Annotated in this window: 19 protein-coding genes; all 19 read left to right on the forward strand. The window is 73.5% G+C overall.

Annotated elements, in window-relative coordinates:
* The first annotated feature begins 62 nt into the window (after positions 1-62).
* The 19 genes from dop (at position 63) to PO879_RS07605 (ending at position 23971) form a co-directional block, all read left to right on the forward strand.
* Positions 63-1712 carry a depupylase/deamidase Dop gene (gene dop / locus PO879_RS07515; protein ID WP_278237482.1) on the forward strand — a complete coding sequence of 550 codons (1650 nt, stop codon included), beginning with the start codon at positions 63-65 and terminating at the stop codon, positions 1710-1712.
* Between the two features lie 71 nt (positions 1713-1783).
* Positions 1784-1978, forward strand: a complete 195-nt coding sequence (locus PO879_RS07520) for a ubiquitin-like protein Pup (RefSeq protein ID WP_278237288.1) — start codon at positions 1784-1786, stop codon at positions 1976-1978.
* Positions 1979-2830: a proteasome subunit beta gene (gene prcB / locus PO879_RS07525; protein WP_278237289.1), complete on the forward strand. Its 852-nt coding sequence runs from the start codon at positions 1979-1981 to the stop codon at positions 2828-2830.
* On the forward strand, positions 2827-3546 hold the full coding sequence (gene prcA / locus PO879_RS07530) for a proteasome subunit alpha (protein ID WP_278237290.1): 720 nt from the start codon (positions 2827-2829) through the stop codon (positions 3544-3546). The genes prcB and prcA overlap by 4 nt, the downstream gene beginning before the upstream one ends.
* A 10-nt stretch (positions 3547-3556) precedes the next feature.
* Positions 3557-4918: a Pup--protein ligase gene (pafA, locus tag PO879_RS07535; RefSeq protein WP_278237291.1), complete on the forward strand. Its 1362-nt coding sequence runs from the start codon at positions 3557-3559 to the stop codon at positions 4916-4918.
* Between the two features lie 67 nt (positions 4919-4985).
* Complete coding sequence (locus PO879_RS07540; RefSeq protein WP_278237292.1) at positions 4986-5963, forward strand: FKBP-type peptidyl-prolyl cis-trans isomerase; 978 nt, start codon at positions 4986-4988, stop codon at positions 5961-5963.
* A 7-nt stretch (positions 5964-5970) separates the two neighbouring features.
* Entirely contained in the window at positions 5971-6741 is a 771-nt protein-coding gene (gene hisF, locus PO879_RS07545) for an imidazole glycerol phosphate synthase subunit HisF (protein WP_278237293.1), read from the forward strand.
* Between the two features lie 109 nt (positions 6742-6850).
* On the forward strand, positions 6851-8749 hold the full coding sequence (locus PO879_RS07550) for an ABC transporter ATP-binding protein (RefSeq protein ID WP_278237294.1): 1899 nt from the start codon (positions 6851-6853) through the stop codon (positions 8747-8749).
* On the forward strand, positions 8746-10545 hold the full coding sequence (locus PO879_RS07555; RefSeq protein ID WP_278237295.1) for an ABC transporter ATP-binding protein: 1800 nt from the start codon (positions 8746-8748) through the stop codon (positions 10543-10545). Before PO879_RS07550 ends, PO879_RS07555 begins: the two co-directional genes overlap by 4 nt.
* A gap of 43 nt (positions 10546-10588) precedes the next feature.
* Positions 10589-10984: a phosphoribosyl-AMP cyclohydrolase gene (gene hisI, locus PO879_RS07560; protein ID WP_278237296.1), complete on the forward strand. Its 396-nt coding sequence runs from the start codon at positions 10589-10591 to the stop codon at positions 10982-10984.
* On the forward strand, positions 10981-12582 hold the full coding sequence (locus tag PO879_RS07565; protein ID WP_278237297.1) for an anthranilate synthase component I: 1602 nt from the start codon (positions 10981-10983) through the stop codon (positions 12580-12582). Before hisI ends, PO879_RS07565 begins: the two co-directional genes overlap by 4 nt.
* Positions 12579-13190 carry a Trp biosynthesis-associated membrane protein gene (locus tag PO879_RS07570; protein WP_278237298.1) on the forward strand — a complete coding sequence of 204 codons (612 nt, stop codon included), beginning with the start codon at positions 12579-12581 and terminating at the stop codon, positions 13188-13190. Before PO879_RS07565 ends, PO879_RS07570 begins: the two co-directional genes overlap by 4 nt.
* 40 nt (positions 13191-13230) lie before the next feature.
* Complete coding sequence (locus tag PO879_RS07575) at positions 13231-13509, forward strand: HGxxPAAW family protein (protein ID WP_278237299.1); 279 nt, start codon at positions 13231-13233, stop codon at positions 13507-13509.
* A 256-nt stretch (positions 13510-13765) separates the two neighbouring features.
* On the forward strand, positions 13766-14590 hold the full coding sequence (trpC, locus tag PO879_RS07580) for an indole-3-glycerol phosphate synthase TrpC (protein WP_278237300.1): 825 nt from the start codon (positions 13766-13768) through the stop codon (positions 14588-14590).
* A gap of 107 nt (positions 14591-14697) precedes the next feature.
* Entirely contained in the window at positions 14698-15954 is a 1257-nt protein-coding gene (gene trpB / locus PO879_RS07585) for a tryptophan synthase subunit beta (RefSeq protein WP_278237483.1), read from the forward strand.
* Entirely contained in the window at positions 15951-16802 is an 852-nt protein-coding gene (gene trpA / locus PO879_RS07590; RefSeq protein WP_278237301.1) for a tryptophan synthase subunit alpha, read from the forward strand. Before trpB ends, trpA begins: the two co-directional genes overlap by 4 nt.
* Entirely contained in the window at positions 16799-17821 is a 1023-nt protein-coding gene (gene lgt / locus PO879_RS07595; protein WP_278237302.1) for a prolipoprotein diacylglyceryl transferase, read from the forward strand. Before trpA ends, lgt begins: the two co-directional genes overlap by 4 nt.
* Before the next feature lie 122 nt (positions 17822-17943).
* Entirely contained in the window at positions 17944-22512 is a 4569-nt protein-coding gene (gene gltB, locus PO879_RS07600; RefSeq protein ID WP_278237303.1) for a glutamate synthase large subunit, read from the forward strand.
* The gene (locus tag PO879_RS07605) at positions 22505-23971 is read left to right on the forward strand and encodes a glutamate synthase subunit beta (RefSeq protein WP_278237304.1); all 1467 of its coding nucleotides are present in this window, start codon (positions 22505-22507) and stop codon (positions 23969-23971) included. The genes gltB and PO879_RS07605 overlap by 8 nt, the downstream gene beginning before the upstream one ends.
* Positions 23972-23994 lie beyond the last annotated feature (23 nt).

Consider the following 23994-nt stretch of genomic DNA (forward strand, 5'->3'; position numbering starts at 1 on the left):
TCCTAGCGGCGCGGCGCGGACGGCGAGCCGCATAGGGTGGGCGTGTGACCGTGCGACGCGTGATGGGTATCGAGACCGAGTACGGGGTGCTGTCCCCGGGCCGCCCGATGGCGAACCCGATGCTGATGAGCTCCCAGGTCGTGACCACCTACCGGGCGCTCGTCCAGGACGGACGCCCCGGCCACCCGCCGGCGCGATGGGACTACGACGACGAGGACCCGCTGGCCGACGCGCGCGGGTTCCACCTCGACCGCGCCGCCGCGCACCCCTCGTTGCTCACGGACGACCCGTCCCAGCCCGCGCCGTCCGGACCGGCCAGCGCCCAGGTGGGCGCCGCACCCACCGGCGCCGCCGAGGTCCCCGCGACGCCCGAGTCGCTCGAGCGTCCCGAGACCGAGGACTACGACGACCCGAGCGCCGCCAACTGCATCCTCACCAACGGGGCCCGCCTGTACGTGGACCACGCCCACCCCGAGTACTCCTCGCCGGAGGTCACGAACCCCCGTGACGCCGTGGTGTGGGACGTGGCCGGCGAGCGGGTCATGCTGGCGGCGAGCCGGCACCTCGCGCAGGTGCCGGGCACCGAGATCGTCCTGTACAAGAACAACGTGGACGGCAAGGGCGCCAGCTACGGCACCCACGAGAACTACCTGGTCGACCGCGACCTGCCGTTCGCCACCCTGGCAGAGCTCGTCACCGCGTTCCTGGTCACCCGGCAGGTCTTCACCGGCTCGGGTCGTGTCGGCCTCGGGCAGACGGGCGACGAGCCGGGGTTCCAGCTCTCCCAGCGGGCGGACTACATCGAGGCCGAGATCGGCCTGGAGACCACGCTGCGCCGCCCGATCGTCAACACCCGCGACGAGCCGCACGCCGACCGCACGCGCTGGCGGCGCCTGCACCTCATCCTCGGCGACGCCAACCACCTCGAGGTCGCCACCTACCTCAAGCTCGGCACGACGTCGCTGGTGCTGTGGGTGCTCGAGCACCTCGACGACCTCGCCGCGGTCGGGGTCCCCGCCCGGGCCGAGCTGTCGCGGCTGCGGCTGGCCGACCCGGTCCCGGCGGTCCGGCGGGTCTCGCGCGACCTGGACCTGACCGCCGAGCTGGACCTGGCCGACGGCACGACGGCCACCGCCCTGGAGATCCAGCGCCGCTGCGTCGACCTCGTCGAACGGGCGCTCGCGGCCCTGGGCTCGGACGAGGAGTCCGACGCGGTCGTGACGCGGTGGCGCGGCGTGTTGGACCGCCTGGGCGCCGACCCGATGAGCTGTGCCCGGGACGTCGAGTGGGTGGCCAAGCTGCGCCTGCTGGAGCGGCTGCGCACGCGCGACGGGCTGGACTGGGACCACCCGCGCCTGGGTGCGCTGGACCTGCAGTGGTCGGACGTGCGACCCGAGCGCGGGATCTACCACCGGCTGCTGTCCTCCGACGCCGTCGACCGGATCACCACCGAGGAGGACGTCGCCCGCGCGGTGCACCACCCGCCGACCGACACGCGGGCGTGGTTCCGCGGCGAGGTGATGGAGCGCTACGCCGACGAGGTCTCGGCGGCGAGCTGGGACTCGGTGATCTTCGACGTCGCCGGCGCCGCGTCCCTGCAGCGGGTGCCGATGCCGGACCCGCTGCGCGGCACCGCGCAGCACATCGGCCGGCTGCTGGACGCGAGCCCGGACGCGACGGCCCTGCTGACGGGGTTGCGAGGAGATGCGTGAGTCCTGCGCGCACCACGGCCAGGACGACATAGGCTTGCCACCACCCGCAGGGAACGCGAAGGAGGCGGACCATGGCCGGTCAGGAACGGATCAACCCGCAGAACGACGACCGCACGCCCGACGACGACGCGGAGGCGCCGGCTCCGGCTCCGCAGGCCGCCGACCGCGACGCGGAGGTCGACTCGCTGCTCGAGGAGATCGACGAGGTCCTGGAGTCGAACGCGGAGTCGTTCGTCCGGGGGTTCGTGCAGAAGGGCGGGCAGTGAGTGACCTCCCCATCCGCTGAGTCCTCCGGTCGGCTGCCGGACGCCTTCCTGCGGCCGGGATCCAGCTCGTTCGTCGACTTCCTGGGCGAGCACGCCCCGGACCTGCTGCCGGGCAACCGGCCGGCGGGGACGACGGGCACCGCCGCGGAGCTGGCCCCGCACGCGACCACGATCGTCGCGCTCACCTTCGGTGACGACGAGAGCGGCCGCGGCGTGGTCATGGCCGGCGACCGACGCGCGACCATGGGCAACCTCATCGCCAGCCGCGAGATCGAGAAGGTCTTCGCCGCGGACGACTACTCCGCGGTCGGCATCGCGGGCTCGGCGGGCATCGCCCTGGAGCTCGTGCGGCTGTTCCAGCTCGAGCTCGAGCACTACGAGAAGATCGAGGGCTCCCAGCTCTCGCTGGACGGCAAGGCCAACCGGCTGGCCGCGATCATCCGCGGCAACCTGCCCCTGGCCCTGCAGGGACTGGCCGTCGTGCCCCTGTTCGGCGGGTTCGACCTCGACCGGTCCGGCGGACGCCTGTTCAGCTACGACGTCACCGGCGGACGCTACGAGGAGCACGACCACCACTCGGTGGGATCCGGCTCGGTGTTCGCCCGCGGGTCGCTGAAGAAGCGGTGGCGCCACGGCCTCGACGCCGACGCCGCCGTGGCGGTCGCCGTCGAGGCGCTCTACGACGCCGCGGACGACGACAGCGCGACCGGCGGGCCCGACACGGTCCGGCGCATCTGGCCGGTGGTGGCCACGGTCACCGCGGACGGCTACCGGCGGGTGGCCGACGACGCCCTGGCGGACGTCGTCGAACAGATCGTCGCCGAGCGGCGCGAGGGAGGTGCACGCGCGTGAACATGCCGTTCTACGTCTCGCCCGAGCAGCTGATGAAGGACCGGGCGGACTTCGCGCGCAAGGGGATCGGCCGCGGGCGCTCCGTCGTCGTGCTGGCCTACGACGACGGGATCGCGTTCGCGACGGAGAACCCCTCGCGCGCGCTGCACAAGATCTCCGAGATCTACGACCGCATCGCCTTCGCCGCCGTGGGAAAGTACAACGAGTTCGAGAACCTCCGCGTGGCGGGGGTGCGGTACGCGGACCTGCGCGGGTACTCCTACGACCGCACCGACGTGACGGCCCGGGGCCTCGCGAACGCCTACGCCCAGACGCTGGGCACGGTGTTCACCACCGAGTCCAAGCCGCTCGAGGTCGAGCTGGTGGTCGCCGAGGTCGGTGCCACGCAGGACGACGACCAGCTGTACCGGCTGTCCTACGACGGCTCGGTCGCCGACGAGCACGGGTTCGTCGTGATGGGCGGGCAGGCGGACCAGCTCACCTCGCGGGTGCGTGACGGCTGGGAGCCGGGCATGGACCTGGCCGGCGTGCTGCGGCTGGCGGTGCGGACGCTGGGTGCGGTGAACACCGACGGCTCGGTCGCCGGTGAGGGGCAGGAGCGGGAGATCTCCGCCGCGGGGCTGGAGGTGGCGGTGCTGGACCGCCGCCGCGCGCGGCGGGCCTTCCGCCGGTGGCAGGGCGACGCGTTGGCGCGCCTGCTGCACGGAGACGACTGAGGGGGCTGCGATGGACCGGAGGATCTTCGGGCTGGAGACCGAGTACGGCGTGACGTGCGCGGCCGACGACGGGCGGGGGCTGAGCGCCGACGAGGTCGCGCGCTACCTGTTCCGCAAGGTCGTGGCCTGGGGCCGGTCCTCGAACGTCTTCCTGCGCAACGGCTCGCGGCTCTACCTCGACGTCGGCTCGCACCCCGAGTACGCGACCGCCGAGTGCGACGACGTCCGCCAGCTCGTGGCCTACGACCGCGGCGGCGAGCGCATCCTCGAGGGTCTGGTGGCGGACGCGCAGCAGCGGCTGGAGCACGAGGGCCTGCCCGGCAAGGTCCACCTGTTCAAGAACAACACGGACTCGGCGGGCAACTCCTACGGCTGCCACGAGAACTACCTCGTGCGGCGGCAGGGCGACTTCTCCCGTCTCAGCGACGTCCTGGTCCCGTTCCTCATCACCCGGCAGGTGCTGACCGGCGCGGGCAAGGTGCTGGCCACCCCCCGCGGGGCGACCTACTGCCTGTCCCAGCGCGCCGACCACATCTGGGAGGCGGTCTCCAGCGCCACGACGCGCTCGCGGCCGATCATCAACACCCGCGACGAGCCGCACGCCGACGCCGAGCACTACCGGCGCCTGCACGTCATCGTCGGCGACTCCTCGATGTCGGAGACGACGACCCTGCTCAAGGTCGGGGCCACGGACCTGGTGCTGCGCCTGGTCGAGGCGGGGGTGCCCGTCCGTGACCTGACCCTGGAGAACCCGATCCGGGCCATCCGGGAGATCAGCCACGACTCCTCCGGCAAGCACGCCGTCCAGCTCGCCAACGGGCGCTCCGCGACGGCGGTCGACGTCCAGGGCGAGTACTACCAGCGGGTGCGCGAGCACGTCGACGCCCACCTGGACCCGACCCCGCAGGTCAAGCAGACGCTCGACCTGTGGGAGCGGGGCCTGCGCGCCCTGGAGTCCGGCGACCTGTCCCTCGTCGACCGCGAGCTGGACTGGGTCATCAAGTGGCGCATCATCGAGCGGTACCGGGCCAAGCACGACCTGTCGCTGGAGGACCCTCGCATCGCCCGCCTGGACCTGGCCTACCACGACATCTCGCGCACCGAGGGCCTGTACAACCTCCTCGCGGCGCGAGGGATGGTGGAACGGGTCGTGACGGACCTCGAGGTGTTCGAGTCCACGGCGATCCCGCCCCAGACGACGCGTGCCAAGCTGCGCGGCGACTTCGTGCGGGCGGCCCAGGACGCCCGGCGCGACTACACGGTCGACTGGGTGCACCTGAAGCTCAACGACCAGGCCCAGCGCACGGTGCTGTGCAAGGACCCGTTCCGCAACGTCGACGAGCGCGTCGAACGGCTCATCGAGTCCATGTGACGTCCGCCGGCCCCGGGTGCCCGGGACCGTTTCCGGGACGCCGGGGCCGTCGTGGCACACTGTGCCGGTGCCACCCCGCCGTCCCCGTCTGCTCGTCGCCGTCCTGGCGGTGCTGCTGACACTGACCGGGTGCTCGACGCCCGTGTGGGAGCGGGTCGCACCGACCCAGGTGCCCTCCCAGACCCCGGTCCAGGTCAGCGGACCCCAGGGCGAGCCGCCGGCGCTGCAGTACCCGCAGCCGTACCAGGTCGTGCAGTCCGGCTCCCGCACCCTGTGGCCCGGGACCGGTGACCCGCTCGAACCCGGCCAGCAGGTGCTGCTGCACATGTACGCCGAGGACGGCCGGGACGGCAGCGTCATCTCCTCGACCTATCTCGACGCACCCGCCTGGTACACGTTCGACGCCGACTCGCTGGGCCAGAACGTCTACGACTCGCTGCGCGGCAAGCGGGTGGGCGCGCGGGTCCTGGTCGTCGAGCAGGACGGCGACGTGCCCGTCGTGCTGGTCGTGGACGTGCTGCCCACGCGGGCCACGGGTGACGTGGTCGAACCGGTCGAGGGACTGCCGACCGTGGTCCGGGACCCGGACGGCAGCCCGACGGTGCTCGTCGGCGACGGCGACCCGCCCGGTCAGCTCGTCGTCCAGCCGCTGATCCGCGGCGGCGGCCCCCAGGTGGAGGTCGGCCAGGTGGTCACGGCCCGCTACGTGGCCGTGCGGTGGAGCGACGGGCGTGTCGTCGACACCAGCTGGGAGCCCGGCGTGGCCCCGCAGTCGGCGACGATCGGCATCGGCCGGCTGATCGAGGGGTGGGACCAGGGGCTGCTCGAGCAGTCCGTCGGGTCCCAGGTGATGCTCGTGGTGCCCCCGCACCTGGGCTACGGTGGGACCGGGAGCGAGCTGGCCGACGAGACCCTCGTCTACGTCATCGACATCCTCGACGCCCGGTTCCAGGTCACGCAGGACGCCCCGGCGCCGGAGGGCGGCGAGCAGGACTCCGACGAGGCGGCCGACCAGGACCCGCCACCCAGCACGACCGAAGGATGAGAACCGCATGACCGTGGCCGTTCGGGTGATCCCGTGCCTCGACGTCGACGCCGGACGTGTCGTCAAGGGCGTCAACTTCGCCAACCTGCGCGACGCCGGCGACCCGGTCGAGCTCGCCGACCGGTACGACCACGAGGGCGCCGACGAGGTGACGTTCCTCGACGTCTCGGCCTCCTCGGGCGGCCGGGAGACGATGGTCGACGTCGTGCGCCGCACGGCGGAGCAGGTCTTCGTGCCCCTCACCGTGGGCGGCGGCGTGCGCTCGACCGACGACGTGGACCGGCTGCTGCGGGCCGGTGCCGACAAGGTCGGGGTCAACACCGCGGCGATCGCGCGTCCCGAGCTCATCGCGGAGATCGCCGACCGGTTCGGCAACCAGGTCCTCACGCTCTCGGTCGACGCCCGTCGCGTCACGGGGGACACCACGACGCCCTCGGGGTACGAGGTCACCACGCACGGCGGCCGCCGGGGGACCGGCATCGACGCCGTGGAGTGGGCGGAGCGCGCCGCCGGGCTCGGTGCCGGCGAGATCCTGCTGAACTCGATGGACGCCGACGGCACCACCGGCGGGTTCGACCTGGAGATGCTCCGCGCCGTGCGCGAACGCGTCCACGTCCCGCTGGTCGCCTCGGGCGGGGCGGGCACCCCCGAGGACTTCGTCGCCGCGGCGCGCGCCGGGGCGGACGCCGTCCTGGCGGCCAGCGTGTTCCACTTCTCCACGTTGACCATCGGCGAGGTCAAGGACGCGATGCGCGCCGCCGGCGTCGAGGTGCGCTGAGCCACCGGGACCGGCCCGTCGGCGAGGCGCCGGACGACGGGGGCCGCGGGCCGTTGCCCGGGGCGCGCTAGGATCTGTCCGATCCCCGAGACGACTGCGAGGTCCTTCCGTGCCCGAAACTGCCCGTCCGGCGACCCTCACCGGGTCGCGCCTGCGCCGCAGCGCCGCGCTGCTGTGGCGGGGCCTGCGTGCCGAGCCGCGGCTGTTCGGGGCCGCGGTGGCGGCCTCGGCCGTGTTCGGTGCCGCGACCGTGGCGGTCAGTCGAGCCGTCGGCTGGGCGACCGACGCGGTGGTCGTGCCCGCGCTGTCGGGTGACGAGACCGCCCGGGCGGACATCTGGCTCGCCGGGGGAGTGCTCGCCCTGGTCGCCCTGACGCTCGCGCTGTCGGTGGCCGGACGGCGCATCTGGGCCGGCTGGGGCAACGTCGGGCTGCAAGCGCAGCACCGCCGCGGCGTCACCCGCCAGTACCTGCGCCTGCCGATGTCCTGGCATCGCTCGCACCCGGCGGGTCAGCTGCTGTCCAACGCCAGCGCCGACGTGGAGGCCGCCACCGGCGTCTTCAACCCGCTGCCGTTCGCCCTCGGCGTCGTGGTGATGATCGGCGTCGCCACGGTGATGCTCTTCGCCATCGACCCCTGGCTCGCACTGTCGGCCCTGCTCGTCATCCCCGCCGCCATCGTGGCCAACCTCGTCTTCCAGCGGCACATGGCGCCCGCCGCGACCCGCGCGCAGCAGCTGCGCGCCGAGGTCGCCGACGTCGCGCACGAGTCCTTCGAGGCCGCCCTGCTGGTCAAGTCCCTCGGCACCGCGGACCGCGAGGAGGAGCGGTTCGGCCGCGCGACCGACGACCTGCGCGCCGCCAACGTGCGTGTCGGGCAGGTGCGCGCGGTGTTCGACCCCGTCATCGAGCTGCTGCCCAACCTCGGCACGCTGCTCGTCCTCGGCGTCGGCGCCGCCCGCGCCGCGGCCGGCGCGGTCGACGTCGGCGACGTCGTCACGGCCGCGTACCTGCTCACCCTGATGGCGGTCCCGGTGCGCGCCTTCGGCTGGGTGCTCGGCGAGCTGCCGCGCGCCCTGGTCGGCCACGAGCGCATCACCCGTGTCCTGGACGCGCGCGGCGAGCTCGTCCCCGGGGACGAGCCGATGCCGCCCGGGGAGGCGGGGCTGGCCGTCCGGCTCGAGGGCGTCGGCGTGGACGTGCCGGCCGCCGGGCGCACCGCGCGCCTGCTCGACGGCGTCGACCTGGACGTGCCGTCCGGCACGACCGTCGCCGTGGTCGGGGCCACCGGCGCGGGCAAGACCACGCTGGTCTCGCTGCTGAGCCGCCTCAGCGACCCCACGCGCGGCACCGTGCTCCTGGACGGCACCGACGTCCGGCGTCTCGGCGACGGACAGATCCCGGCGCAGGTGTCCCTGGTCGGGCAGCAGACCTTCGTCTTCGAGGACACCGTGCGCGCCAACGTGACCCTGGCGGACGACGTCTCGCCCCAGATCGACGCCGCCGTCTGGGAGGCCCTCGCGCTGGCCCGCGTCGACGACGTCGTGCGCGCCCTGCCCGACGGTCTGGACGCCCGTCTCGGCGAGCGCGGCGCGAACCTCTCCGGCGGGCAGCGCCAACGCCTGGCCATCGCCCGCGCGCTCGTGCGGCGTCCCCGGCTGCTCGTCCTCGACGACGCCACCAGCGCCGTCGACCCCCGCGTCGAGCAGGAGATCCTCACGGGGCTGGCGACCACCACGGCCGACGGCCGCCGCGCCACCACCGTCGTCATGGTGGCCTACCGGATGTCCTCGGTGACGATGGCCGACGTCGTCGTGCACCTCGACGCCGGACGCGTCGTCGACGTCGGCACCCACGACGAGCTGCTCGCCCGCGACCCGGGCTACCGCGAGCTCGCCACCGCCTACGAGGTCGAGACGGCGCGCCGCGAGCGCGAGCTCGCCGACGAGCGGGCCGCCGGCGAGGACGCCCGCGAACCCTGGGAGACCGAGACGGAGGAGGTCCGATGAGCGACTCGCGCATCGCGTCCGCCAGCGACCTGGGGGTGCTCGCCACCCTGCGACGCGGTCTGGAGATCTCGCCGCAGATCGTCCAGGGGCTGTGGATCACGCTGGCGCTGGCCGTCCTGGCGGCCGCCGGCCGGGTCGTGGTGCCCCTGGCGGTCCAGCGCACGGTCGACGACGGCATCCTCGCCGCCGGCGGCCCGGACGCCTCGCGCGTCCTGACGCTGACCCTGCTCGCCGCCGGGGCGATCGTCGTCGCCGGGCTGTGCACCGCCGTCGTCAACGTCCGTCTCTTCCGCACCACCGAGGCCGGTCTGGCCACGCTGCGCGTGCGGGCGTTCCGCCACGTGCACGACCTGTCCACCCTGTCCCAGGGCTCCGAACGGCGCGGCGCCCTGGTCTCGCGCGTGACGACCGACGTCGACCAGATCTCCCACTTCGTGCAGTGGGGCGGGATCATGCTGCTGGTCTCCAGCCTGCAGATCGCCGTGGCCACCGTCCTCATGGCCGTGTACTCGCCGGCCCTGACCGTCGTGGTCTGGCTGTGCTTCGTGCCGCTGTTCATCGTCCTGCGCTACGCCCAGCGGTCGGTCGGCCGGGCCTTCGGGCGCTCGCGCGAGAAGGTCGGCGCGATGCTCGGTGCCGTCTCGGAGGCCGTCGTGGGCGCCGAGACCGTGCGTTCGTACGGCGTCGAGGACCGCACCGGCCGGCGCATCGACACGGCGATCGAGGCGGCCCGGCGGACCCAGGGCCGTGCGCTGCTGCTGGTGGCGAGCGTGTTCTCCTCCGGGACGTTCATGGCCAACCTGGTCCTGGCCGTCGTGGTGGTGGTGGGCTCCTACCTCGGCATCGGGGGAGGGCTCACGGCCGGGCAGCTCGTCGCGTTCCTGTTCCTGGTCCAGCTCTTCACCGGTCCGGTCCAGATGGCCACGGAGATCCTCAACGAGCTGCAGAACGCCGTGGCGGGATGGCGGCGCGTGCTGGCGGTCGTCGAGACGCCGCTGGACGTCGTCGACGCGGGCGAGGACGGCGTCGAGTCCCCCCGCGGGGACGCGCACGTCGCGCTGCGCGGGGTGCGCTACGCCTACCCCGAGGGGCCGGAGGTCCTGCACGGCGTCGACCTCGAGCTGCCCGCCCGCCGCAAGGTCGCCGTCGTCGGCCAGACGGGGTCGGGCAAGACGACGATCGCCAAGCTCGTCACGCGACTCATGGACCCCACCGAGGGTCGTGTGGAGCTCGACGGCGTCGACCTGCGGCAGATCCCGCTGGCCCGTCTGCGCGAGCGCGTGGTCCTGGTGCCGCAGGAGGGCTTCCTCTTCGACGGCACGGTGCTGACCAACGCCGCCTACGGGCTGCCCGGTGCCGTGCCCGACGACCCCGAGGTCCGTGCCCGGGTGGCCGCGGCCTTCGAGGCCCTCGGGCTGACGGACTGGGTCGAGGGGCTGGCGGCCGGGCTGGACACCGACGTCGGCCAGCGCGGCGAGGCGCTGTCCGCGGGCGAGCGGCAGCTCGTCGCGGTCGCGCGCGCCCACCTGGCCGCCCCCGACCTGCTCGTGCTGGACGAGGCGACCTCGGCGGTCGACCCGGCCACCGAGGTGCGCATCGCGCGGGCGCTGGACGCGCTCACCTCCGGACGCTCGACGATCACCATCGCCCACCGGCTGTCCACCGCCGAGGCGAGCGACCTCGTCGTGGTCGTCGACGACGGGCACGTCGTCGAGGTCGGGCCGCACGAGGAGCTGGCGGCGGCCGGCGGCGTGTACGCCCGCATGCACGCCTCGTGGGTGGCCCAGACCCGCTGAGACGCGGCCCCGTCCGGCGCCCGCGACGTGAAAGGATGCTGGCGTGCAGAACCAGAACTCCCTCGACCCGGCCGTGGCCGCCCGCCTCAAGCGTGACGAGCAGGGCCTCGTCGCCGCGATCGTGCAGCAGCACGACTCCGGCGAGGTGCTGATGCTCGGCTGGATGGACGACGAGGCCCTGGGCCGCACGCTGACGACGGGACGGGTGACGTTCTGGAGCCGGTCCCGCGGCGAGTACTGGCGCAAGGGGGACACCTCCGGACACCGCCAGTACGTCCGGTCCGTCGCCCTCGACTGCGACGGCGACGCCCTGCTCGTGCGCGTGGACCAGGTGGGCGCCGCCTGCCACACGGGCACGCGCACCTGCTTCGAGGCCGGCGGCGAGCTCAGCGCCGTCGTCGGCCGCCGCCCCGACGAGACCGCCGAGGAGAACCGGTGACCACTCCTGCCTCGACCTCCGCCCAGGCTCCTGCCGTCGCACCGACGGCCGACGAGCTCACCTGGGGCGCCACGTGGCCGGGACTGGGCACCTTCCGCGAGCTGGCGCGCGACCGGCGGGTCATCCCCGTGGTGCGCCGCGTCCTGGCCGACGACGTCACCCCGGTCGGGCTGTACCGCACGCTCGCGCAGGGACGCCCCGGCACCTTCGTGCTGGAGTCGGCCGACTCCGGCGGCGCCTGGGCGCGGTGGTCGTTCGTCGGCGTGGACTCCCGGGCGACGTTGCTGTCCGACGGCGGCCGCGCCGTCTGGCGGGGCGACGTGCCTGCCGGCATCCCGGCCGAGGGCGACGTGCTCGACGTGCTCGAGGCCGCCCTGCAGGCGTTGCGCACCGAGCCGATCGACGGGCTGCCCCCGCTGACCGGCGGCTTCGTCGGGGCGATGGGCTGGGACGTCGTCCGGCACTGGGAGCCGACGCTGCCGGCCGAGGCTCCCGACGAGCTGGACGTGCCCGAGGTCGCGCTGTCGCTGGCCACCGACCTCGTCGCGTTCGACCACCACTCCGGGTCGGTGTGGCTCATCGCGAACGCGATCAACGCCGACGACACCGACGAGCGGGTCGACGAGGCCCACGCGGACGCGGTGGCCCGGCTGGACCGGCTGGCCGCGGGTCTCGCGGCGCCGACCACGCCGGTGCGCACCGTCGTCGACCCGACCGCCGCGGAGCCCGGGCTGGAGTTCCGCTCGACCCGCGACGACTTCGAGGACGCGGTCCGGGCCGGCAAGGAGGCGATCCGCGAGGGCGAGGTCTTCCAGGTCGTGCTCTCGCAGCGGCTCGACCTCGACTGCCCGGCCGAGCCGCTGGACGTCTACCGGGCGCTGCGGACGATCAACCCGAGCCCGTACATGTACTACTTCCAACTGCGCGACCACCGCGAGCGGGACTTCGCCGTCGTGGGCTCCAGCCCCGAGACCCTGGTCAAGGTCGACGCCGGGCACGTCACGACGTACCCAATCGCCGGGTCGCGGCCGCGCGGCGCGACCGTCGAGGAGGACGTGGCGCTGGCCGAGGAGCTCATCGCCGACCCGAAGGAGCGGGCCGAGCACCTCATGCTCGTCGACCTGTCCCGCAACGACCTGGTCAAGGTGTGCGAGCCCACCACCGTCGAGGTCGTCGAGTTCATGGTCACGCGCCGGTTCAGCCACATCATGCACCTGTGCTCGACCGTCGTGGGCCGGCTGCGTCCGGGTGCCACCGCGCTGGAGACGTTCCGGGCGACGTTCCCGGCCGGGACGCTCTCCGGCGCCCCGAAGCCCCGGGCGATCGCCCTGATCGACGAGCTGGAGCCCGCCTCGCGCGGCATCTACGGCGGGACCTGCGGCTACCTCGACTTCGGCGGCAACATGGACATGGCCATCGCCATCCGGACGGCGTTCCTGCGCGAGGGTCGGGCCTCGGTCCAGGCCGGCGGCGGCATCGTGGCCGACTCGGTCCCGGCCCTGGAGTACGCCGAGTCGCGGAACAAGGCCGCCGCCGCCGTCCGTGCGGTGCAGCTCGCGGCGCGGTTCGCCGACCTCGGCACGGGGCGGGCGTCGTGATCCGCACGCGCTCGCGCGCCGTGGTGCTGCTGCTCGCGCTGGGCGGGGCGACCTTCGGCGTCTCGGCACCGGTCTGGCTGCGCACCACGGTGGCCACGGCCCTGGAGCCGGAGGTCGCGGTCGAGGTCGCGGGCACGTCGGCCGCCCCCGTGGTCAGCGCCGCGGCGTTCGTGACCCTGGCGTGCGCGCTGGCCACGACGCTCGCCGGCCGGGTCGCCCGGCGGCTGGCCCTGGTCGTGGCCGGGCTCGCCGGGCTGGCCGTCGTGGCCGGCACCGTCGCCGTGCTGCGCGACCCGGCCGGTCCGGCGGTCGCCGCCGCCGCGGACGCCGCCGGCGTGACCGAGCTGACCGCCCCCGTGGACCTGACGCCGTGGCCGTGGCTGGCCCTGGTCACCGGCGCCGCGATCGTCGTCGTCGCCGTCCTCGCCACGCTCGGCGCCGGGAGGTGGAGCGCCACCGGCGGACGGCACGAGCGGGTGCCGGCCGCCGGGCCGGTCGACGGCCCGGTCGACGGTTCCGGGCAGGCCGCGGCCGGCGCGGACGAGGCCGACCCGCAGGCCGACTGGGACGCCCTCTCCCGCGGCACCGATCCGTCGTCGGACCGGTAGTCTGAGCCCTGAACTTCGTGACGAAAGGCCTACTGCACCCATGACCGACCACAGCACCGCCGAGCCGACGTACCTGCCGGAAGCGGTCCCGCCCACCAACCACGGCCACACGCTGGCGGCGTGGACCGCGATGACCGGCGTCATCCTGGGTGCGCTCCTCGCCTCGCTCGGCTGCCTGCCGGGCGTGCCCTTCGCGCTCTTCTGGGCCGGGCTCGCCGTCGTGGTGGTCTCCTGCGTCGTCGGCCTCGTCATGCGCAACATGGGCTATGGCCAGCCGCGGCCCGGCATGCCCGCGCGGCAGGACCGGGCCGGGCACTGACGCCCGCTGCCCACGCCCCCGACGGCGCCCCGACCCACGACGGGTCGGGGCGCCGTCGTCGTGACGGGGGGACGGCGGGCGGACGGCGGAGGGACGCGCCCCGCGCGCCGCGTCACGGAGACATAACGATGTGCCGTCCGTGCCGGTCGCGAGCGGCGTCAGGATGCCGCCGGGGCGTCTCGCCCACCGGTCGGTGGTCCGTCCCGCTGCGTGACCGGCCTACCATGGCAGGAACACGTCCGGGGGAGGGGAGAGCATGACAGTCCTGGAGGACATCGTCGCCGGGGTCCGGGAGGACCTCGCCGAGCGTCAGGCACGGACCTCGCTCGAGGAGCTCAAGCAGCGTGCTGCGCGGGTTCCCGGGGCCCTGGAGTGCTGCGACATGCTGCGGTCCGAGGACCGCGTCGCGGTGATCGCCGAGGTCAAGCGGTCCAGTCCGTCCAAGGGGGACCTCGCCCCGATCAGCGATCCCGCCGCCCTCGCCGGGGAGTACGCCGCCGGCGGCGCCAGCGTCATCTCGGTGCTGACCGAGCAGCGTCGCTTCGGCGGCAGCCTGGCCGACCTCGACGCCGTCCGCGCGACCGTCGACGTCCCCGTGCTGCGCAAGGACTTCGTCGTGACCCCCTACCAGGTCTGGGAGGCGCGCGCGCACGGCGCCGACCTGGTGCTGCTCATCGTCGCCGCGCTGGAGCAGACGGTGCTGACCTCGCTCGTCGAGCGGGTGCACTCCCTGGGCATGACGGCCCTGGTGGAGGCGCACACCGCCGACGAGGTGCACCGGGCGCTCGACGCCGGCGCCCGCGTGGTGGGGATCAACGCCCGCGACCTGAAGACCCTCGAGGTGCGGCGCGACACCTTCGCCCAGCTCGCCCCCCTCATCCCCGACGACGTCGTCCGCGTCGCCGAGTCCGGCGTCCGCGGTCCGCACGACGTGATGGAGTACGCGCGGTCCGGGGCCCACGCGGTCCTGGTCGGCGAGGCGCTCGTGACCGACGGCGAGCCGCGTCGCTCGGTGGCCGACCTGGTCGCGGCCGGTCAGCACCCCTCGCTCTGGTCGGTCCGGCCGGCCGTGCAGCCCTGACCGGCGCCCGCCCGGCCCTCGACATCCCACCCGTCCCCGTTCGTGAAGAAGGAGCGCCTGTGCCCGAGCAGCCCCACCAGCCCGTGCGCGACGCGCTGACCGAGACCCTGGCCGACCAGGACGCCGGCCGCCTCGCCGACGTCCACGGGCCGTACTTCGGCCAGTTCGGCGGCCGGTACGTCCCCGAGGCGCTGATCGCCGCCCTCGACGAGCTCGAGGCCGAGTTCCGCAAGGCCCAGCAGGACCCGGCGTTCGCCGCCGACCTGAGCCGTCTGCACCGGGAGTACACGGGCCGCCCCTCGCCCCTGACCGAGGTGCCGCGGTTCGCCGAGCACGCCGGCGGCGACGCGGTGCGCATCTTCCTCAAGCGCGAGGACCTGAACCACACCGGCTCGCACAAGATCAACAACGTGCTGGGCCAGGCCCTGCTGGTCAAGCGCATGGGCAAGTCGCGCGTCATCGCGGAGACCGGCGCCGGCCAGCACGGGGTGGCCACCGCGACCGCCGCGGCCCTCATGGGCCTGGAGTGCGTCGTCTACATGGGCGAGGAGGACACCCGCCGCCAGGCGCTGAACGTGGCGCGCATGGAGCTGCTCGGGGCCACCGTCGTCCCGGTGACCCTGGGGACCCGGACGCTCAAGGACGCCATCAACGAGGCGCTGCGCGACTGGGTCACCAACGTCGAGTCCACGCACTACCTGCTCGGCACCGTCACCGGCCCGCACCCGTTCCCCGAGATGGTGCGCGAGTTCCACCGGATCATCGGCGCCGAGGCCCGCGAGCAGATGCTCGAGCGCGTGGGTCGCCTGCCGGACGCCGTCGCGGCGTGCGTCGGCGGCGGGTCCAACGCGCTCGGCATCTTCAACGCCTTCCTCGACGACGACGGCGTCGACCTGTACGGCTTCGAGGCCGGCGGCGAGGGCATCGAGTCCGGCCGCCACGCCGCGCGGTTCTCCGGCGGCGCCCCCGGCGTGCTGCACGGGGCACGGTCCTACCTGCTGCAGGACGACGACGGCCAGACCCGCCCCAGCCACTCGGTGTCCGCGGGGCTGGACTACCCGAGCGTGGGCCCGGCCCACTCGTGGCTGCACGACATCGGCCGCGCCACCTACGAGCCGGTGACGGACGCGGAGGCGATGGAGGCCTTCCGGCTGCTGTGCCGGACCGAGGGCATCATCCCCGCCATCGAGTCCGCGCACGCCCTGGCGGGCGTGCTGCGCGTCGGCCGCCGGCTGGCCGACGCCGGGCAGCGCGACCAGGTGCTCCTGGTCAACCTCTCCGGACGCGGGGACAAGGACGTGGCCACGGCGGCACGCTGGTTCGGGCTGCTGCACGAGGAGCCCGCGACGGAGGGAGACCAGTGACCCGGACGGTGACGACGTCGCCGACGGCGACGCGCCTGGACGCGCTGCGCGCGCAGGGCCGGCCCGCGCTCGTGGGCTACCTGCCCGTGGGCTACCCGGACGTGGAGCGGTCGGTGCAGGCCATGACGACGATGGTCGACGCCGGCGTGGATGTCGTCGAGATCGGCGTGCCCTACTCGGACCCGGTCATGGACGGTCCCGTCATCCAGCAGGCCGCCGAGGCGGCGCTGGCCGGCGGCGCGCGCGTGCGCGACGTGCTGCGCGTGGTCGAGGCCGTGGCCGAGCGGTCCGGCGGCGAGGTCCCGGCGCTGGTCATGTCGTACTACAACCCCGTGCTGCGCTACGGCGTGGCCGCCTTCGCCCGGGACCTCGCGGCCGCGGGCGGAGCGGGCATGATCACGCCCGACCTCATCCCGGACGAGGCGGACGACTGGAACGCCGCCGCCGACGAGCACGGGCTGGACAAGGTCTACCTCGTCGCGCCGAGCTCGACGCCCGAGCGGCTGCGCCTGACCGCGCAGGCCTCGCGCGGCTTCGTCTACGCCGCCTCGACGATGGGCGTCACCGGCACCCGTGCCTCGGTGGGCGACCGCGCCGAGCAGCTCGTCGCCGACACCCGGGCGGCCGGGGCCTCGCACGTGTGCGTCGGCCTCGGCGTCTCGACGGGGGAGCAGGCCGCCGAGGTCGGCCGCTTCGCCGACGGCGTGATCGTCGGCTCGGCGTTCGTGCGCACGCTGCTGGGCGAGGAGCCCTGGCCGGAGCGTCTCGAGGCGCTCGGCGAGGTCACGCGCGAGCTGGCCGCCGGCGTCGCGCGCGCCCGCACCGGCGTCGCCGGGGGTGACGCATGAGCGCGGACCGTCTCGTGACGCTGATCCCCAGCCCGCCCGAGCACACCTGGTACCTCGGTCCCGTCCCGCTGCGCGCCTACGCCCTGGCGATCCTCGCCGGCATCGTCGTCGCCGTCTGGATGACGATGCGCCGCTGGAAGGACCGCGGCGGCGACCCCGACGACGTCCTCGAGATCGCGTTCTGGGCCGTCCCCTTCGGCATCGTCGGCGGGCGGATCTACCACGTGATCTCCACGCCGGACCCCTACTGGGGCGAGAACGGCGACCCCGTCTCGGCGCTGTACATCTGGCAGGGCGGACTGGGCATCTGGGGAGCGGTCGCGCTCGGAGCCGTGGGCGCCTGGATCGGCTGTCGCCGCCAGGGGGTGCGCCTGAGCAGCTTCGCCGACGCGCTGGCCCCGGGCCTGCTCGTCGCCCAGGCCATCGGACGGCTCGGCAACTGGTTCAACCAGGAGCTCTTCGGCGCCCCGACGGACCTGCCGTGGGGGCTGGCGATCGACCCCGCCTACCTGCCGATCGACCCGGCCACGGGCGTGCAGTACGCCGAGGGCACGCTGTTCCACCCCACGTTCCTGTACGAGATGCTGTGGAACCTCGCGGCTGCCGCCCTTCTGATCTGGCTCGATCGCCGGTACAGGCTCGGTCATGGGAGGGTATTCTGGGCCTACGTCGCGGTCTACACCCTCGGTAGGGTGTGGATCGAGATGCTCCGCATCGACACCGCTGAGATGGTGCTCGGGCTGCGGCTGAACGTGTGGACGTCGATCGTCGTCGGCCTGGGTGCCCTCGTCGCGTTCGTCGTCATCGGTCGGCTGCGTCCCGGTCGCGAGGACGGTGTCGCACTGCCGGGTCGTGCGGACGACACGCGGCAGGTCACCGATGCACAGACCGAGACCGACGACGCTCCCGCGGGGACGGCCGACTCCGGCCCCGGCGAGGAGGTCACCGACACGAGAGCCACGACCGACCAGGACGCGTCGTCGGCCGGGACCGACCAGGACCCGGCCTCGCGCTCCTAGAGCGGTGCCGGCGGGGGAACCACCCCGGCCGGCTCGCTCGACAGTCCCGACGGGCCGACGACGTCCCGCACCACCCATGGAAGAGACGCGCCCGCGTGCGGGTGCACAGGAGGACGGTGTTGATGACCACGCCGCAGCACTGGGTCGCGCCACCCGAGGCGCAGGGCCTCTACGACCCCGCGAGCGAGCACGACGCCTGTGGCGTCGCGTTCGTCGCGACACTGCGAGGGACCCCCGGGCGCGACATCGTCGACGCCGGCCTCACCGCCCTGCTCAACCTCGACCACCGCGGAGCGGTGGGTGCCGAGGAGGACAGCGGTGACGGAGCGGGCATCCTGACCCAGATCCCCGACGCCTTCCTGCGCGACGTGGTGGACGCCGAGCTCCCGCCGGCGGGCCAGTACGCCATCGGCATGGCGTTCCTGCCGCAGGAGCTCGAGGACGCGGACAAGCTCGCCCGGCGGTTCGAGACGATCGCCGCCGAGGAGAAGCTCGACGTCCTCGCCTGGCGCGACGTCCCGGTGACGGTCGACCTGGTGGGTCCGACCGCCCGGGCCTCGATGCCGACGTTCCGCCAGGTCGTGGTCGCCGACCCGCAGCGCGAGCTGGCGGGCATCGAGCTCGACCGTCGCGCCTACCGGCTGCGCAAGCGGGCGGAGAACGAGCTGGAGCTCTTCCTCGCCTCGCTGTCGGCCCGCACGCTGACCTACAAGGGCATGCTGACCACGGCCCAGCTCGAGCCGTTCTTCCCGGACCTGTCCGACCCGCGGTACGCCTCGGAGATCGCGCTGGTCCACTCCCGGTTCTCGACGAACACGTTCCCGTCGTGGCCCCTGGCCCAGCCGTTCCGCCTCATCGCCCACAACGGCGAGATCAACACCGTGCGCGGCAACCGCAACTGGATGGCGGCCCGCGAGGGCAAGCTGGCGAGCGAGGCGCTGGGCGACCTGGGCCCCCTGCTGCCCGTGTGCAGCCCGGGGTCCAGCGACTCCGCGAGCTTCGACGAGGTCCTCGAGCTGCTCCACCTCTCGGGCCGCTCGCTGCCGCACTCGGTGCTGATGATGGTCCCCGAGGCGTGGGAGAACCACGACGAGATGGACCCCGCGCGGCGCGCCTTCTACCAGTACCACGCGAACCTCATCGAGCCGTGGGACGGCCCGGCCTGCCTGACCTTCACCGACGGCACGCTGATCGGTGCCGTCCTGGACCGCAACGGTCTGCGTCCGGGCCGGTTCTGGGTCACCGAGGACGGGCTCGTCGTGCTGGGCTCCGAGGCGGGCGTGCTCGACCTCGACCCGGCCACGGTGGTGCGCAAGGGCCGCCTCGAGCCCGGCCGGATGTTCCTGGTCGACACCGCGCAGGGGCGCATCGTCGAGGACGACGAGGTCAAGTCCCAGCTCGCGTCCCAGCGCCCGTACGGCGAGTGGGTCGAGCAGAACTCGATCTCGCTGGACTCGCTGCCGGAGCGTGAGCACGTCGCCCACTCGCCGGCGTCGGTGCAGCGGCGCCAGCGGGCGTTCGGCTACACCTCCGAAGAGCTGAAGATCATCCTGACGCCGATGGCCAACACCTCGGCGGAGCCGCTCGGCGCGATGGGCTCGGACACCCCGGTGGCCGTGCTGTCGAACCGGCCGCGGCTGCTGTTCGACTACTTCACCCAGATGTTCGCCCAGGTGACCAACCCGCCGCTGGACTCGATCCGCGAGCAGCTGGTCACCTCGATCGGCAGCGCCATCGGCCCGGAGCCGAACCTGCTGGAGGCGACGCCGCAGCACGCCCGCAAGCTCGAGCTGCCGTTCCCGGTGCTGGACAACGACGAGCTGGCCAAGATCGTGCGCATCGAGCGCGACCAGCGGCTGGAGGGCGAGTTCCGCGCCGTCATCGTGCGCGGTCTCTACGACGTCTCGGGCGGCGGACGTGCTCTGCAGGCCCGGCTGGAGGAGATCTTCGCCCAGGTCGACGCGGAGATCGAGGCCGGGGCGACGCACATCGTGCTGTCGGACCGGGACTCGGACGCCGAGCGCGCCCCGATCCCGTCGCTGCTGCTGACCTCGGCCGTGCACCACCACCTGCTGCGCCGGCACACCCGCACGCAGATCTCGCTGGTGGTCGAGGCCGGAGACGTGCGCGAGGTCCACCACGTCGCGCTGCTGATCGGCTACGGCGCGGCGGCCGTCAACCCGTACCTGGCGATGGAGACCGTCGAGGACCTCGCCCGGCGCGGGTACCTCCAGGTCACCCCCGAGGCCGCGGTGAAGAACCTCATCACGGCGCTGGGCAAGGGCGTGCTCAAGGTGATGTCCAAGATGGGCATCTCCACGATCATGTCCTACCGGGGCGCCCAGGTCTTCGAGGCCGTCGGTCTGTCCCACGAGCTGGTCGACGACTACTTCACGGGCACCACGAGCCGCCTGGCCGGCATCGGCCTGGACGTGATCGCCGCCGAGACCGCCGCGCGGCACGCCGAGGCCTACCCGGCCTCCGGCAACCACACGCCGCACGAGCGCCTGACCACCGGTGGCGAGTACCAGTGGCGCCGGGACGGCGAGGAGCACCTCTTCGACCCGGAGACCGTGTTCCGGCTGCAGCACGCGACGCGCTCGGGCCGCATGGACATCTTCCGCCAGTACACCCAGCGGGTGGACGAGCAGTCCGAGCGGCTCATGACGCTGCGCGGCCTGCTGGAGTTCACCGGCGACCGCGAGCCCGTGCCGATCGACGAGGTCGAGCCGGTCAGCGAGATCGTCAAGCGCTTCAACACCGGCGCGATGTCCTACGGGGCCATCAGCCAGGAGATGCACGAGACGCTCGCCATCGCGATGAACCAGCTCGGCGGACGGTCGAACTCCGGCGAGGGCGGCGAGGACACCGAGCGTCTCTACGACCCCGAGCGCCGCTCGCGCGTCAAGCAGATCGCCTCGGGCCGGTTCGGCGTCACCAGCGAGTACCTCACGCAGGCCGACGACATCCAGCTCAAGCTCGCCCAGGGCGCCAAGCCCGGCGAGGGCGGCCAGCTGCCCGGACCCAAGGTCTACCCGTGGGTGGCCAAGACGCGTCACTCGACGCCGGGCGTCGGGCTGATCTCGCCGCCGCCGCACCACGACATCTACTCGATCGAGGACCTCGCGCAGCTCATCCACGACGCCAAGAACGCGAACCCGAGCGCCCGGGTGCACGTCAAGCTCGTCTCCGAGTTCGGCGTCGGCACCGTGGCCACGGGCGTGTCCAAGGCGCACGCGGACGTCGTGCTCATCTCCGGGCACGACGGCGGCACGGGCGCGAGCCCGCTGACCTCGCTGAAGCACGCGGGCACGCCGTGGGAGATCGGCCTGGCCGAGACGCAGCAGACCCTGGTGCTCAACAACCTGCGCGACCGCATCACGGTCCAGGTCGACGGGCAGATGAAGACCGGGCGCGACGTCGTCGTGGCCGCGCTGCTCGGTGCCGAGGAGTTCGGTTTCGCCACCGCGCCGATGGTCGTCTCGGGCTGCATCATGATGCGGGTCTGCCACCTGGACACCTGCCCGGTGGGCGTGGCCACGCAGAACCCCGAGCTGCGCCGCCGGTTCACCGGCAAGCCGGAGTTCGTCGTGAACTTCTTCGAGTACATCGCCGAGGAGGTGCGCGAGCACCTGGCGGCGCTCGGCTTCCGCTCCGTCGAGGAGGCCGTGGGCCAGGTCCAGCGCCTGGACACGCGCCGCGTCGTCGACCACTGGAAGGCCCAGGGCCTCAACCTGGCCCCGGTGCTGGAGCGGGTCGAGCCCGTGGAGGGGTCGTCGCTGCACCGCACGCACGACCAGGACCACGGCCTGGACAAGGCGCTCGACCAGCAGCTCATCGCCCAGGCCCGGCCCGCCCTCGAGGACGGCCGGCCCGTGCGGATCGAGCTGCCCGTGCGCAACGTCAACCGGACGGTCGGCACCATGCTCGGTCACGAGGTGACCAAGCGGTACCGCGGCGACGGCCTGCCCGACGGCACCGTCGACGTGACCCTCACCGGGTCCGCGGGGCAGTCGTTCGGCGCGTTCGTGCCGCACGGTGTCACGCTGCGCTTGTACGGGGACGCGAACGACTACGTCGGCAAGGGCCTCTCCGGCGGCCGGCTGGTCGTCCGTCCGGACAAGGCCGCGGTGCTCGAGGGCGCGGCGAACGTCATCGCCGGCAACGTCATCGGCTACGGCGCCACCCGGGGCGAGATCTTCCTGCGCGGTCGCGTGGGGGAGCGCTTCGGCGTGCGCAACTCGGGGGCGACCCTCGTCGTCGAGGGCGTGGGCGACCACGGCTGCGAGTACATGACCGGCGGCGAGGTCCTCGTCCTGGGTCCGACCGGACGCAACTTCGGCGCCGGCATGTCCGGCGGCATCGCCTACGTGCTCGACCTGCGCGACGCGGCGATGAACGCCGCCGCCGTGGCGTCCGGCGAGCTCGTCGTCGGCGCGCTCTCGGACGAGGACTGGGAGCGGGTGTCCGCGCTGCTGCAGCGGCACCTGGACGAGACCGGTTCGCCGGTGGCGGCCGAGCTGCTGGCCGACGAGGGCACGCGGGCCCGGTTCTCGCGCGTCCTCCCGCCCGGATGGGCCAACGTGCGCGTCGCGCTGGCCGAGGCCGAGTCGGCGGGCACGCCGCTCGGCGAGGGCGACGACTTCGACCCGACGCTGTGGGAGCGCATCATGGAGGTGGCTCGTGGCTGATCCCCGTGGATTCCTCAAGGTCCGGGAGCGCGAGCTCCCGCCGAGCAGGCCCGTCGAGGTCCGCCTGCGGGACTGGAAGGACACGTACGCGATCCGTGAGGACGGTCAGCCGTTCCTCAAGGAGCAGGCCGGACGCTGCATGGACTGCGGCATCCCGTTCTGCCACCAGGGGTGCCCGCTGGGCAACCTCATCCCGGAGTGGAACGACCTCGTGCGCACCGGCCAGTGGGCCGACGCGATCGAGCGGCTGCACGCGACGAACAACTTCCCCGAGTTCACCGGCCGGGTGTGCCCCGCGCCGTGCGAGACGAGCTGCGTGCTGGGCATCAACCAGCCCGCGGTGACGATCAAGAACATCGAGGTCTCGATCATCGACGAGGCGTTCGAGCGCGGTCTGGTCGTCCCGCAGGTCCCGCAGCGGCTGACGGGCAAGACCGTCGCCGTGGTCGGGTCCGGTCCGGCCGGCCTCGCCGCCGCCCAGCAGCTCACGCGTGCGGGCCACACCGTCGTCGTGTACGAGCGCGACGACGCCATCGGCGGTCTGCTGCGCTACGGCATCCCGGACTTCAAGCTCGAGAAGCACCACATCGACCGCCGGATGGCCCAGATGGAGGCCGAGGGCACGCGGTTCCGCGCCGGCGTGGAGATCGGCCGGGACGTGACGTGGGACGCGCTGCGCCGCCGCTTCGACTCCGTCGTGGTGGCCACCGGGGCCACGGTCCCGCGCGACCTGTCGATCCCGGGCCGCGACCTGGCCGGCGTCGAGTTCGCGATGGACTTCCTCACGCCGTCGAACAAGGCGGTGGCCGGCGGCGCGGTCGAGGGCGCGCCGACGGCCGAGGGCAAGCACGTCATCGTCATCGGCGGTGGCGACACCGGGTCGGACTGCGTCGGCACCTCGCTGCGCCAGGGCGCCGCGAGCGTGACGACGCTCGCGATCGGCAAGAAGCCGCCGACGGAGCGTCCGGCGCACCAGCCCTGGCCCACGGACCCGATCCTGTTCGAGGTCTCGAGCTCGCACGAGGAGGGTGGGGAGCGCTCGTTCCTCGCCTCGACGGTGGAGTTCCTGAGCGACGAGCAGGGCGCCGTGCGTGCCCTGACGGTCGCCGAGACGGAGTACCTCGAGGACGGTCGGCGCGTGCCCAAGGCGGGGACGGAGCACGAGATCCCGGCCGACCTGGTGCTCATCGCGATGGGCTTCACCGGGCCGGAGATCACGGAACTGGTGGACCAGACCGGCGTCGAGACGACCTCGCGCGGTCTGGTGCAGCGGCAGGACGACTACGCGTCGTCGCTGCCGGGCGTGTTCGTGGCCGGCGACGCCGGCCGCGGGCAGTCGCTGATCGTGTGGGCGATCGCCGAGGGCCGCGCCGCGGCCGCCGCGGCCGACGCCTACCTGCAGGGGACCACGGAGCTGCCGGCCCCGGTGGGCCCCCGCACCGTCGCCCTGAGAGGATGACAACGGACCCGGGCGCCGCCGTG

Origin of the sequence: Isoptericola sp. AK164 (assembly GCF_029643425.1) — a bacterium.
Classification (GTDB): Bacteria; Actinomycetota; Actinomycetes; order Actinomycetales; family Cellulomonadaceae; genus Isoptericola; species Isoptericola haloaureus.

Coding starts and splice junctions, on each gene's coding strand:
- dop (WP_278237482.1), top strand. CDS start 63: ATGGGTATCGAGACCGAGTACGGGGTGCTGTCCCCGGGCCGCCCGATG.
- PO879_RS07520 (WP_278237288.1), top strand. CDS start 1,784: ATGGCCGGTCAGGAACGGATCAACCCGCAGAACGACGACCGCACGCCC.
- pafA (WP_278237291.1), top strand. CDS start 3,557: ATGGACCGGAGGATCTTCGGGCTGGAGACCGAGTACGGCGTGACGTGC.
- hisF (WP_278237293.1), top strand. CDS start 5,971: ATGACCGTGGCCGTTCGGGTGATCCCGTGCCTCGACGTCGACGCCGGA.
- PO879_RS07555 (WP_278237295.1), top strand. CDS start 8,746: ATGAGCGACTCGCGCATCGCGTCCGCCAGCGACCTGGGGGTGCTCGCC.
- PO879_RS07575 (WP_278237299.1), top strand. CDS start 13,231: ATGACCGACCACAGCACCGCCGAGCCGACGTACCTGCCGGAAGCGGTC.
- trpC (WP_278237300.1), top strand. CDS start 13,766: ATGACAGTCCTGGAGGACATCGTCGCCGGGGTCCGGGAGGACCTCGCC.
- lgt (WP_278237302.1), top strand. CDS start 16,799: ATGAGCGCGGACCGTCTCGTGACGCTGATCCCCAGCCCGCCCGAGCAC.
- gltB (WP_278237303.1), top strand. CDS start 17,944: ATGACCACGCCGCAGCACTGGGTCGCGCCACCCGAGGCGCAGGGCCTC.